Source organism: Cupriavidus sp. PET2-C1, assembly GCF_054515855.1.
The window spans coordinates 3,525,201-3,538,041 of sequence record NZ_CM137259.1 but is presented as its reverse complement, the minus strand read 5'-3'; the positions used below and the strand labels follow the sequence as shown (position 1 = coordinate 3,538,041).

Here is a 12,841-nt window from a genome sequence, read left to right as displayed (position 1 = left end):
CTTGACGCTACAAGCTTCAGGCCCGCATTGATGGGCACTGCGCCTTTATGTTGCAAAGTAGCAAACAAGAAAACATGGCCTTCTCGACCGATACCCCCGCTTTCACCCTGCATCGCGGCACGCGCCCGATGCTGGTGTCGATGCCGCACGTCGGCACCCACCTGCCCGCCTCCGTGTCCGACCGGCTGACCGCCGAGGCACGCACCGTGTCCGATACCGACTGGCACCTGGAGCGCCTGTACGATTTCGCGCGCGAGCTCGGCGCCTCCATCCTGGTGGCCACCCACTCGCGCTACGTGGTGGACCTGAACCGCCCGCCCGACAACGCCAATCTCTACCCCGGCCAGGACACCACCGGCCTGTGCCCGGTCGATACCTTCGACAAGACGCCGATCTACGCCGACGCCGGCAGCCTGCCCGCCGACGACGAAATCGCCGCGCGCCGCGACGCCATCTGGCGTCCGTACCACGGTGCGCTCGCCGGGGAACTGGCCCGCTTGCGCGCCGAGCACGGTACCGTGGCGCTGTGGGATGCGCATTCGATCCGCTCGGTGCTGCCGCGCTTTTTCGAAGGCAAGCTGACCGACTTCAACCTGGGCACCGCCAATGGTGCCAGCTGCGACGCCGCGCTGGCCAACCAGTTGCTGGATATCGCAGGCGCGTTGCCTGGCTATACGTCGGTGCTGAACGGGCGCTTCAAGGGCGGCTATATCACGCGGCAGTACGGGGCGCCGGCGCAGGGCGTGCAAGCCGTGCAGCTGGAGTTGACGCAGTCGGCCTATATGAGCGAGACCTATCCCTTCGCCTATGACGAAGCGCGGGCCACACGCATTCAGCCCACGCTGAAGATGATGTTGGAGACGGTGTTGGGGTACGTGGAAGCGCGTTAAGGTTGTGGGTGTCTTTGTGCCTTTGTGGGCGGGGTTTTACTGCTTCTAGCTGCTGTCGCGGCTGTGCGGTGTTGGCCGATTTAGAACGTGTGGGATGTCACTTCTCTTTACTCGTAAAGAGAAGTAACCAAGAGAAAGCGATCCTTGCAGGAGGCTGGCGTGGCGTCATTGGGGGCCCCAATGGTTTCGTCGTACGGCCCCGGGTGCTAATGGACTCGTGCCGTTACCAGCTTAGATCACCACGACGCTGCCGATGCCCAGGGATTCGTGGTGGGCCCCCCGGTAGTTAGCACCACTTGTTTCAAGCCGTCTGTCGCTCGCGGAGTGACCGGCCACGAAGTTGCAAACGTCCCGTTTCCGTCGTGGGTGCGGTGGCACCGAATTGATAGGCCACAGAATTCTTCCACCGCGCCCACCCCACCACGAAACCATCATGGTGTGATATATCGTGACACTTTGTATCGGTACCGGCAGATGCGTGAATGAGCAGGGATGCTGCTACCGAGCAGCCTCACCACGAAACCAGCGCCATCCGCAGGATCGTGGCCATTCAAACCGGTAACGGCACGAGTCCATCAGAACCCGGGGCCTGACGACGAAACTACAGTGCTACGCAACCCCGACAAGCCAGCCTCCTGCAAGGATCGCTTTCTCTTGGTTACTTCTCTTTACGAGTAAAGAGAAGTGACATCTCACACGTTCCAAAACGGCCAACACCGTACAGCCGCGCCAGCAGCTAGAAGAATGAAAACCCCGCCCACGGAGCCACGCCCGCGTTAGCGGGGCAAAAGACGCACCCCATAGCCACGTGCCGCACCTCCCTTCTTCTCTCCCTACAGCAACGAATCCGCCAACCGGCAAAGATTCTGCCAAGTCCGCGTATGCAACGGCCGCCGCTGCCAAACCGCCCGCACCACCGTCTCACTATTAGCCAGATACCGCTGCTGGATCCGCCGCATGCGCGCCACCACGTCGCGGTCATAGATCACCAGCGCGGCTTCCGCATTGAGCGCGAACGACCGGATATCCATATTGGTCGATCCCACCATGGCAACTTCATCGTCAATGGTGACGTGTTTGGCATGCAGGAAGGCGGGGCGATACAAGTGGATCTGCACCCCCGAGTCCAGCAGCACGCCGAAGTAGGCCTCCTGCGCGGCCTGCGTAAAGCGCTGGTCGATCCGTTGCGACAGCACCAGGTGCACCGCCACGCCACGGTAGCAGGCCAGGTGCAGCGCTTGCAGGAAGGACTCATCCGGCACGAAGTAGGGCGTGGTGATGACCACTTCGCTGCGCGCGCGGTGGATCATGCTGATCAGTGCCATCTGCGCGTTCTGCGTGCCGTAGCCAGGGCCGCTGGGCAGCATCTGCGCGATGTGCGGGCCTTGCGCCTCCATGGGCGGGAAGCTGTCGAGGTCGAAGTTGCTGTCGCCGGTTTCCAGGTAGCGGTCGGCCAGGAAGACCGCTTGCAACTCCGCCACCACAGGCCCGGTCACGCGCGCCACCAGTTCTTCATTAGGTAGTCCGGGCATCGACTCGGCATCGATCACGTTTTGCGAGCCGATGTAGCCAATGCTGCCATCCACCACCATGATCTTGCGGTGATTGCGCAGGTCGAAGCGCGCGCTCTTGCCTTTGAGCACCGCCATCAGCGAGCGCATGGGCAGGGCCTGCACCACCTCCACGCCGCCGTCGCGCAGCGTATCGGCAAACACGCGCCAGCCGGCGCGCGCGCCCAGTGCATCCACCAGCAGGCGGCAGCGCACGCCCCGCGCGCTCGCCCGCAGCAGGGCGTCGGTAAAGGCGCGGCCGGTTGCGTCCGCGGCGTAGATATAGACCAGCAGATGGACCTGGCGCCGGGCGCCGTCGATATCGGCAATCATCGCGGCGACCGTCGCGTCATAGTCGTCGAGCAGCGCCACGGCATTGCCGCGCATCGGCGAGTAGGAGCCGAGCCGCTCGATCAGGCCGGCCGCATCGGCGGCGACGGCGGCGGGCAGCGGCTGCAATGGCGCGAAGCGCGCCACCCGGTCACGGACGTTTGCGATGCCCTGGTTGATGCGGGCCAGCTTCAGGCGGCGCGATTTGGGATAGTAGATGCGGCCGAACAGCGCATAGAGCACCAGCCCCAGCCATGGCAGGAAGAAGATCAGTAGTAGCCAGGTGCGCGCCGCCGCCGGGGCGCGGCGCTGCGGCACATAGACCAGCATGGCCAGGCGGATCGCCCATTCCGCCAGTGTGAACAGCGACGGCCACCACCAGGAAAAGCCCGCTGGCATGGCGCTTTGCAGCGCGGCGAACCAGGACGCAGGCAGGACGGTAGCGAGAAGGGAATGGGACATGCGGCTCGGCTGCGGTGTGGCGGATCGTCCACCATACCAGAGCCGCGCGTGGAAGCGCCTGTCAGGCGGACGCCGGGCCATGCCGGCATCTGCCCGTCACAAGCCGTTGGCTTACTTCTTCATCACGTCCTTGCGCGCCTTGCTCCCTGTGGCCTCGTTGTACCGGTCCACGTACTCCTCGAACAGTTTGCGGATCGAACCAGGCGTGCAGGGGTAGCACCCCGGCCACATCTGTTCCCATCGTCATGCAGGTCAGCATAGGGTGAACAGATCTGGGCGCTTTCTGTCCGCTCGATGGACGGCGAAGGCGGGCAATGCGCTGGATTGAGCCAGTGTGAGCCGGTTGTTCGCCCGCATGCACTACGCTGCAACCAAAGGGAGCCGGAAGGCCAGCACGGGCCGAGCCCCAGGCACGCAAAGGCACGCAAACAGGAGGCCACCATGCAAGCCACGCATCCCGCCGCGATCCGCCACATCAATATTGCATTGCAAGGCGGCGGCACCCATGGGGCATTCAGCTGGGGCGTGCTGGACCGGCTGCTGGAAGACAAGCGCATCGGCATCGACGGCATCAGCGGCACCAGCGCCGGTGCCGTCAACGCCACCGTGCTCGCCTATGGCCTGGCAAGCGGTGGGCCGGAGGGCGCGCGGCAGGCCCTGGAGACGTGCTGGCGCAAGGTGTCCGACTGCGCGAAGCTGAGTCCCCTGCAACCTACCTGGCTGGACCGGTTGATGGGTGCCGGCGGCAATATGGAGATGTCGCCGGCGTGGATGGTGTTCGACCATCTCACGCGCTTCTATTCGCCTTACCAGCTCAATCCTTGCAACCTCAACCCGCTGCAGAACATCCTGGATGAGACCATCGATTTCGAGGTGCTGCGCCGCAGCAAGAGCGTCAAGCTGTTCCTGTGCGCAACCAATGTGCTGCGCGGACGCATCCGCGTGTTCAGCACTGGCGAGGTCTGCGCCAAGGCCGTGATGGCTTCGGCCTGCCTGCCGACGCTGTTCCAGGCCGTGGAGATCGACGGCGAGTATTACTGGGACGGCGGTTACATGGGCAACCCGCCGATCTATCCGCTGATCTATGAGACAGACAGCCGCGATGTGCTGATCATCCGCCTCAACCCGATCCACATTCCCCAGGTGCCTGTCACGGCACGCGAAATCCTGGACCGTATCAACACGCTCAGCTTCAACTCCTCGTTGATGCGCGAGATGCGCGCCATCGAGTTCATCACCCGGCTGATCGACGAAGGCGCGCTCGACCCGTCACGCTACCGCCGCATGCTGATCCACAGCGTCGATGCCGAAACCGAGATGGCACGGCTGGGCGCGCCCAGCAAGTTCAACGCGGACTGGGCCTTCCTGCGCGGCTTGTTCACTCTGGGGCGCGAGCGGGCCGACGCCTGGCTCGCGGCAAACTTCGAGGCACTCGGCCAGCGCTCATCGATCGATATCGCTGAAACATTTCTTTGAGCATTCGGCCGCGTACTACCATCAGTGCAGGGCGCCGCGCGAGGCGCGCGGCGAGCGAACAGGTTGAGGTGCATATGGACCGGGAATCGATGCCTGCGATGTCCGACGGTGACGGTTCCGTGCTGTTCGCGGATATCAGCAGCAGCACCAAACTGTATGAAAAGGCAGGCAACACGGCCGCCTTCGGTGCAATCGGGCAGTGCATCGCCCTGATGAAGTCCTGTTCATCGGCGCAGCAAGGCCGCGTGGTGAAGACCATCGGCGATGAGGTCATGGCGGTGTTTCCCTCCGCCGAAAATGCCATGCGGGCTGCACTCGACATGCAAATGGCGATTGCAGCGCTGCCGCCCGTATCCGGCATCCCCATGTCGATCCATATCGGCTTTCACCACGGCCCGCTCCTGCATGATGCATCGGGCGACGTGTTCGGCGACACGGTGAACCTTGCCGCGCGCCTCTCCAAGCTCGCATCGCAGGGGCAGATCATTACCAGCAAGGACGCCGTGGCGCATCTGCCGGCAAGCCTGCGCCAGGCGATGCGCTACCTCTACCCGATACACGTGCGCGGCAAGGACGTGCCCGTGGAGTTGTTCGAAGCGATATGGCAGCAGAACGCCGACATGACCATTCTCGCCGACGTAAGCCAGCGCGCGATCCGCCCCGCGCTGCTAACGCTGCGGTATCGGGAGACGGAGGTCCGCATGAACGGCGCCTCGCCGCTGGTCACGATAGGGCGCGACGCCGCGATGACGATCGTCGTTGCCGATCCGCAGACATCGCGGTTCCACGCAATGATCGAGTTCCGCGCCGGGAAGTACATGCTGATCGACCGAAGCGCGAACGGCACGCATGTCGCCATCGACGGCGACGACGAAATCATCCTGCGCCGCGACGAAGTCGCGCTGAGAGGGCACGGCTGGATTACGTTCGGGCAGTCGATGGCTGGCGCCGGGGAGCGGGTCGAGTTCTTTCCGGCTTAGTTTCAGGCCAACACGCTGTACGGAATATCAACGTGTGGTGAAGCTGCGCTCGCCCTTGGGCGTATGCGTATGGACTTGTTTTCTTGGGAAAGATAGTGGTGCCCGGGGTCGGACTCGAACCGACACGCCTTGCGGCGGGGGATTTTGAGTCCCCTGCGTCTACCTGTTTCACCACCCGGGCTGAGTGGGTGCTGGCGGATTTGCCGGGAGTCCGGCGTGCCAGCACGGTGCTGAGCCGGGAATTATGCCGCAAATCCTGCCAGGCCACAACTGGCCCCGGCAGCGGCCCCCAACACGTCCCATCCGCAGCCCTGGCGCCTGCGCTTGGCCCGCGTCACCCGGCCGCGATCGCAGCCGGGCAGCTTTCGGCATGGCCACGGCGGTCCGTTCACCCTGGTGCCACCTTGATGATCGCGTATTCTCCCTTTACTGATAGCTCATCGTAAAGGTCGCACGACCATTTGCCTTTCCTGGTTTCACCGCGGATGCGGTCTGAATGTACCGGGCTGTCAGCGGTATTTGGAATGTACCCTGGCCATATGAACCAGCCTTCCACTGATTCTTGTTGCCGGCTGCACTGGAATCCGGGCCATATTTGATCACCGTGGACCCGAATAAAACCTGAATGCCAATACCGGATGCCGTGGAGTCATTTGTAAGGCGCAGGGTATCTGAAAAATTACCCGGGTCGGTTTGATCGGTCAGTGTCACATAGATATTTGTGTCCGGGCCGGTAGTTCCCCCAGAGCACAGCAGTGTAATATTAAATGACTGTCCCGACGACGTTTTGCCGATGCCAGTGAAAATGTGCGCGTTTACGTCTTTGAGGGGGACAGCAATCGATGGTATCGAAACCTTGCACGTGGGGAGGGTTGGCTGTACCACGACACCTCCTCCCGACCAAGTGTAGGTGGCAAATTCCGGTGTCCCGTTCGACCCTTGTGCCCCGTACCAGTATGCAAACTTTCCTGACAATACACCGCCGGCGGTAATTGAACCTGTTTTTATAAGTTCAACGGACAACGTATGGTTATACATTCCCCCTCCCCATTGGGTATAGCAAGCGCCTGGGAAATATTTATCCGAAAGACACGGCATGGACGGCGGCGTGCCAGACATCTTGAACCGATACGCAACGCCGGGTATACCAGTCTCGTAGAGATTACCGCCCAGGTAGGCTGTTGTTCCTGCGTAGCCCATGTTAAAGGTCCCTTGGGGGCACCAGTAACCACCCAAAGCTTCACCGGTGCCACGAAAATTCGTAGGAATGTCTCCTTTCCATAGCACAGTTCCGTTTGGGACCCCTGGATCGAAAACAATCGTCGGCGGCGGTGACATAGTCGTTTTCCAAGGACATGCCAGCTGGGCTTGCGCTATGGAAGGTATTGCATTCAACAAAATGGATATGCTTAAAAAAGCAAAAATTCGAATCAGTTTTTTCATCATTCTACGGAATAGGTAAGATTTTAATAAGGCCTTGTCGCAAGGCGAGTCGCCCACCGTTATTGGTTCCGTAGCCAGCAAGCATGCGTGAACCGTTATTATCAAAAGATAATATGATTCCAGGTGCCGCTGTGACCGCGGTTTCTCGTCTCGCATTCTGTACAAGTTCCAGGAACATTTCTCCACCTGATATTTTCTGTTGAGTTATGTTTAACTTGTGATCTGGATTGATGTATTGGCATTGCCGGGCAGGCCGCCTCAATCTTCTGGTAATACTTTGAATTACCCGTGCCGGCAGCTCATATATCATGTGACATGATGTGGCTGTTTTGCTGGTGCAGCTGTAGTGTATTTTCTGTGGGGAAAAATTAAAATCGGACGTGTCCTAAATTTCTACTCAAAAAATAGTACAAGTCCTAAATTCAGCGCCGGCATAGGGAGGATTCTCTGCGGTTTGCCAAGGCAATCGATGCCCGATGACCCCATGGCGCGCGCCGCATGGAAGCCAGCTGCAGGCTAAGCCTTCGCACGGTTGAAGCGTCGGGGGCGGACCCAGCTGGTGGCCCTGACTGGTGCGCAACTGGCGCTGAACGGCCATGGGGCGGCATCCGGGAAGTTGTCGATATCTGGCGCTGTGCGAACTCGCTAGCATGCTTGCAGCCGTGGCACCGCCCGGTTTCTCACATCCACCCCGGAGCCACATGTCAGCCCAGCCCTCCCTCGCCAGTCTTGCACGGCTGCCGTCGCAGGATCCCGCCTTCTATGCACGCGAATACAACAACCGGGCCAACGTGCCCGACAACGCCGCCCACATGGCCCGCTGGGCGGCGCTGTCGCTGCAGGTGCGCAAGCGCGCCGGCTGGCTGGAGGACCTGAGCTACGCCGGTGCCGAGCCTGGCCCGCACGCAGCGGACGAGCGGCTCGATTACTTTCCGGCCGAACCGGCCGAACCGGGCGCTGCCGATGGGCCGCCGCCGCTGCTGGTGTTCCTCCACGGCGGCTACTGGCGCGCGCTGGACAAGCGCGACCACAGCCTGGTGGCCAATGCGCTGCCGCACTGCGGCGTGTCGGTGGCGGTGATCAATTACTCGCTGTGCCCGGCGGTGACGGTGGAGACCATCGTGCTGCAGGCCGTGCGCAGCGTGGCCTGGCTGTACCGGGAGTCCGGCCGGCTTGGCCATGACAGGTCGCGCATCTTCGTGGCCGGCCATTCCGTCGGCGGCCACATGGCCGCGATGATGCTCACCACGCTATGGCCGCGCGTAGGCGGCGATCTGCCCGCCGACCTGATCAAGGGCGTGGTCTCGGTCAGCGGGCTGCATGACCTGGAGCCGCTGCGCCGGGCGGACTTCCTGCAGGTCGACCTGAAGCTATCGGCGCGTGATGTCGAGCGGCTCTCGCCGGCCTTCCTGCCGCCGGCCACGGATGCACCGCTGGTTACCGCGGTGGGCGGGCTGGAGCCGGGCGAATACCATCGGCAGACCGATCTGCTGCGCGCTGGCTGGCCCGCCAACGCGCAGGCACCGGGTGCGGCGCATGTGCCGATGCCCGCCAGGCACCATTTCAACGTGATGGATGATTTCGCCGACAGGGACAGCCCGTTGCTGCTGGCTGTGCGGCGGATGATGGGGGTGGCTTAGCGCCTCGTTTTTGGCCACTCTTCGGCCATTCAGCCCTCCAGCACCCGCAGCAACGACGACGTATCGTCCTTGCCCCAGCCCTTTTCCATCAGCGTGCCGAGCTGGCGCGAGGTGGCTTGCATGGCCGGCAGCTCCAGCCCGAGCTGGCGCGCAATCTCCGCGGCCAGGCCGAAGTCCTTGTCGTGCAGCCGCGCTTCGATACCGGGGGCAAAGTCGTGGGCGACCATCTTCGGCCCCATCATGTCGAGCATGCGGCTGCCGGCCATGCCGGTGGCCATGGCTTGCAGCACGCGGCCGCTGTCTACCTGCTGCGCCTGCGCGAAGCGCATGGCTTCGGCAATGCCTTCGATATTGACCACCTGCGCGATCTGGTTGCACAGCTTGGCGACTTGCCCTGCGCCGTGATCGCCGATGTGGGTGATGGTCTTGCCGAGCAGCGCGAGCAGCGGCCGCACGCGCTCCAGCATCTCGGCCTTGCCGCCCACCATGATGGTGAGGCTGGCGGCCTCGGCGCCAACCGTGCCGCCGGAGACCGGGCAGTCCAGCGCTTCGATGCCGCGCTCGGCCAGCCTGGCGGCAATCTCGCGGGTGACGATGGGCGAGATGGTGCTGTGGTCGATGCAGATGGTGCCCGGCGCCGCACCTTCGATCACGCCGTGCTCGCCCAGCAGCACGGCCTGCACGTCTTCCGATGACGTGACGTTGGTAAACACCACCGAGGCGCCGTGTGCGGCTTGCGCCGGCGTGGTGCAGGGCACGGCGCCAAGCGCGCGGGCCGCGTCGGCGGCCTCGGGGCGGCGTACATAGGCGCGCACGGCGTGGCCGCCGGCGAGCAGGTGGCGCACCATCGGCGTGCCCATGGCGCCAAGGCCGATAAAGCCAATCGTCGTATTGCTCATCTCAAATATCCTTGCATATCCTTACTTGTCTGACGCGTAGGCAAACTTGCCGTCGCGGATCACACCCATCACGCGCGAGCGCTGGTCAAAGCCTTGATGGTCCCTCGCGCTCAGGTTCATCACGCCATTGGGAATGGTCAGGTTGGTGGTCACCTCCAGCGCATCGCGCATGGCGTGGCGGAACTCGCGCGTGCCCGGCTGCGCGCCGCTCTTGGCGGCACGGCGCGCGGCATCGTCCAGCAGCATCCACGCGCCCCAGGCATCGCCGGCGAATTGCGTGATGCTGTCCACGCCGTACTTCGCCTCATAGCGCGTCACGAAATCCAGCGCCACCTTCTTTACCGGATGGCCATCCGGCAACTGCCGCGCCACCACCACCGGCCCGGTCGGGAACAGCGTGCCCTCCACGTCCTTGCCGCCTACCCGCAGGAAATCCCAGGTGGCGATGCCGTGCGTCTGATACACCTTGCCCTTGTAGCCGCGCTCGGCCAGGGTCTTCTGCGGCAATACCGATGGCGTGCCCGCGCCGGCAATCAGGATCGCATCCGGGGTGGCCGCCATCAGCTTGAGCACCTGCCCGGTCACCGAGGTATCGGTGCGCGAGAAGCGCTCGTTGGCCACCACCTTGAGCTTGCGCACGTCCGCCAGCCTGGAGAACTCGCGCCACCAGCTCTCGCCGTAGGCGTCGTTGAAACCGATGAAACCGACGGTCTTGATGCCGTGGTTGCTCATGTACTCGGTAAGGACCGTAGCCATATGCGAATCGTTTTGCGGCATCTTGAACGCCCAGCGCCGCTTGGGGTCCGACTGCGGCTCGATGATGGCAGCCGACGCAGCCAGCGCCACCATCGGTGTCTCGCCTTCCGCCACGGCGTCCAGCGCAGCAATGGCGGTGGGCGTGATGTTGGGGCCCACCACCACATCCACCTTTTCCTCGGAGATCAGCTTGCGCACATTGCGCACGGCCGCGGCCGGGTCGGAGCCATCGTCCAGGATCACGTACTGCGCGCGCTGGCCGCCCAGGGTCTGCGGCCACATCATGATGGTGTTCTTGGACGGGATGCCGATGGAGGCGGCGGGGCCGGTGGTGGAAACGTCGACGCCCACGCGGATGTCGGCGTGGGCGGGGAGGGCGGCGAGGCAAGCGAGCAGCAGGGCGGCGGATGGCAGGCGGATGCGGACGAACGGGTGGGGCACGGGTAGTCTCCTCTGTGTTTCTTGTTTCTTGTTGTTGGCCTGGCGCGCGATCAACAGGGCAGTCGAACTTCCGGCTCGAGGCATCGATACAGGTTCGTCCCTTCCGGAATTCGCCGCCATGCGTCGGCAATTGTAAATCGGCAGTGGCCAGCTACCGTACTCGCCGCCCACCCGCAGGGTGGGCAAAAAGGCACATCAACTTAAGACGAGGTTCTGATCGCGCACTTCATTGACGGCTCTGTCCCAAGTTGTGCGTGGCAGGCGGGAGGCGGGGATATAGAGTGATGGAGGCAACCAACGCCACACTGCCATGGAAACCATCCTCAGCCGCTACGATGTTCCGACGACCGTTGAGCGCCTGCTCGCGGCCTTCAACGACAAGGGCATGACGATCTTCGCGCGGATCGACCATGCCGAGGCTGCACGTAACGCCGGGCTGGCAATGCCGCCGACGCAGGTGCTGATCTATGGCAACCCCAAGGCGGGAACGCCGTTGATGCTCGCGGCGCCCAGCGTTGCGCTGGACTTGCCCCTGCGCTTGCTGGTGCGCGACGACGGCCAGGGCAGCACCTGGGTGAGCTTCCACACCGCCGCGGAACTGGAAAGCGCCCACCCATTGCCGGCAGGCAGCGCAGCGCCGCTGGCCGTGGCGCAGCGGCTGATTCTTGACACGGTGGGCGCGCAAGGCGCCCCGGGATGATTTACCCGGCCAGGCCCTTGTTCGGGTTGATCAGGTACTTCTCCCCCGTCGCGCGCTTGTTGTAGACGGCGATCACGTCCAGGTCCAGCACTTCGGCCAGCGAGATCTCTTTCGAGTAATGGCTGGCGAAGGTGGTTTTCAGCTCCGCCACCACGCGTTGCTTGAGTTCGTTGGCCCGCTCGCGCCCGATCTTCTGCAGGAACGGGAACAGCAGCCAGCCGCCCATGCCCCACGCCATGCCGAAGCTGCGGTTGAACTCGGTCGGGCTGGTGTCCAGGCCGCCGTAGAGGTAGACCTGCTTGTGGGTGGCCGAGCCATAGCGGCTGTATTCGCGCGCGGTCTTGTTCAAGGCCGCTTCCATGCAGGTGAGGATCTGGCCGGCGAGCTTGCCGCCGCCCGTGGCGTCGAACGCGATCGTTGCGCCGGTGGCGACGAGTGCCTCGGTGAGGTCCTGCATGAACGTGGGCGACGTGGCGTTGCAGACGTAGACCGCGCCTTGTGCCTTGAGCAGGTCTGCCTGCTCTTGCTTGCGCACGATGTTCACCAGCTTGATGCCATCCTTGAGGCAGATCTGGTTGAGCATCTGGCCCAGGTTGGAGGCCGCGGCGGTGTGCACCAGGGCGCTATGCCCTTCGCGCCGCATGGTCTCCACCATGCCCAGCGCGGTGAGCGGGTTGACGAATGACGACGCGCCATCGGCGGGCGTGGCGCCTTCGGGCAGGACCAGGCACTGGTCCGCGGGAATGCAGCGGTACTGCGAGTACATCGCGCCGCCGATGGCAGCTACGGTCTTGCCCAGCAACGCTTGCGCCGCAGGGGAAGAGCCTGCGTCGACGACCACGCCCGCGCCCTCATTGCCAACCGGCATGGACGCATCCATGCGGCCGGCCATGCTGCGCATCGCCCCTTCCGGGACGCGCGCGGTGACCACGGGGCGCTCTGCCGTGCCGCTGGCCTTGGCCGTGCTCATGTCGGCCGCACCGAACAGCAGGCCGAGATCGGACGGGTTGAGGGGGGAGGCTTCAATGCGGATGAGGACTTCATCCGGGCCGGGGTGCGGCGTGTCGATGCTGTCTAGCGACAGCTCGAGTTCACCGCTGCTCTTGATTTGCGAACGAAGTTGAAGGCCGGTGCGCATTCGATGTCTCCTTGATCTGTCGGTGTGCGGTGTGCGGTGAGAGATGAGCGAGGCGGCAACGTGAGGTTGCTCTTGCCGGGCAAGTCAGCAATGTAGCAAGTTCCTGTGAAACGCGTACTGGGCCGGATATTCAGGT

10 protein-coding genes and 1 tRNA gene are annotated in these 12,841 nt (G+C 63.3%); 5 read left to right on the top strand and 6 right to left on the bottom strand.

Features of this window, described 5'->3' with window-relative positions; translation table 11 throughout:
* Positions 1 to 74: 74 nt before the first annotated feature.
* On the top strand, positions 75 to 890 hold the full coding sequence (gene hutG / locus ACX12D_RS15935) for an N-formylglutamate deformylase (protein ID WP_459371884.1): 816 nt from the start codon (positions 75 to 77) through the stop codon (positions 888 to 890).
* 833 nt (positions 891 to 1,723) lie between these two features.
* Here hutG and cls read toward each other — a convergent pair.
* Positions 1,724 to 3,232, bottom strand: coding sequence for a cardiolipin synthase (gene cls / locus ACX12D_RS15930; RefSeq protein WP_459371883.1), 1,509 nt, complete (start codon positions 3,230 to 3,232; stop codon positions 1,724 to 1,726).
* 441 nt (positions 3,233 to 3,673) lie between these two features.
* On the opposite strand from cls, the gene ACX12D_RS15925 reads away from it, so the two are divergent.
* Positions 3,674 to 4,708, top strand: a complete 1,035-nt coding sequence (locus ACX12D_RS15925) for a patatin-like phospholipase family protein (protein WP_459371882.1) — start codon at positions 3,674 to 3,676, stop codon at positions 4,706 to 4,708.
* 74 nt (positions 4,709 to 4,782) lie between these two features.
* Positions 4,783 to 5,688: an adenylate/guanylate cyclase domain-containing protein gene (locus ACX12D_RS15920; protein ID WP_459371881.1), complete on the top strand. Its 906-nt coding sequence runs from the start codon at positions 4,783 to 4,785 to the stop codon at positions 5,686 to 5,688.
* 96 nt (positions 5,689 to 5,784) lie between these two features.
* On the opposite strand, the gene ACX12D_RS15915 is transcribed toward ACX12D_RS15920, so the two are convergent.
* A tRNA-Leu gene (locus ACX12D_RS15915) sits at positions 5,785 to 5,869 on the bottom strand.
* Between the two features lie 245 nt (positions 5,870 to 6,114).
* Positions 6,115 to 7,134 (bottom strand): fimbrial protein, encoded by a 1,020-nt coding sequence (locus ACX12D_RS15910; protein ID WP_459371880.1) that lies wholly within the window; start codon positions 7,132 to 7,134, stop codon positions 6,115 to 6,117.
* A 698-nt stretch (positions 7,135 to 7,832) separates the two neighbouring features.
* On the opposite strand from ACX12D_RS15910, the gene ACX12D_RS15905 reads away from it, so the two are divergent.
* Positions 7,833 to 8,771 carry an alpha/beta hydrolase gene (locus ACX12D_RS15905; protein ID WP_459371879.1) on the top strand — a complete coding sequence of 313 codons (939 nt, stop codon included), beginning with the start codon at positions 7,833 to 7,835 and terminating at the stop codon, positions 8,769 to 8,771.
* A 29-nt stretch (positions 8,772 to 8,800) separates the two neighbouring features.
* Here the strand turns inward: ACX12D_RS15905 and ACX12D_RS15900 are convergent, their stop codons facing one another.
* Positions 8,801 to 9,670: an NAD(P)-dependent oxidoreductase gene (locus tag ACX12D_RS15900; RefSeq protein ID WP_459371877.1), complete on the bottom strand. Its 870-nt coding sequence runs from the start codon at positions 9,668 to 9,670 to the stop codon at positions 8,801 to 8,803.
* A 21-nt stretch (positions 9,671 to 9,691) separates the two neighbouring features.
* Positions 9,692 to 10,867, bottom strand: coding sequence for an ABC transporter substrate-binding protein (locus ACX12D_RS15895; RefSeq protein WP_459371876.1), 1,176 nt, complete (start codon positions 10,865 to 10,867; stop codon positions 9,692 to 9,694).
* Between the two features lie 310 nt (positions 10,868 to 11,177).
* Here ACX12D_RS15895 and ACX12D_RS15890 point away from each other — a divergent pair, with 310 nt between their 5' ends.
* On the top strand, positions 11,178 to 11,567 hold the full coding sequence (locus ACX12D_RS15890) for a DUF302 domain-containing protein (protein ID WP_459371875.1): 390 nt from the start codon (positions 11,178 to 11,180) through the stop codon (positions 11,565 to 11,567).
* A gap of 1 nt (position 11,568) precedes the next feature.
* Here ACX12D_RS15890 and ACX12D_RS15885 read toward each other — a convergent pair whose 3' ends face one another.
* Entirely contained in the window at positions 11,569 to 12,705 is a 1,137-nt protein-coding gene (locus tag ACX12D_RS15885; protein WP_459371874.1) for a zinc-binding dehydrogenase, read from the bottom strand.
* Between the last annotated feature and the right edge of the window lie 136 nt (positions 12,706 to 12,841).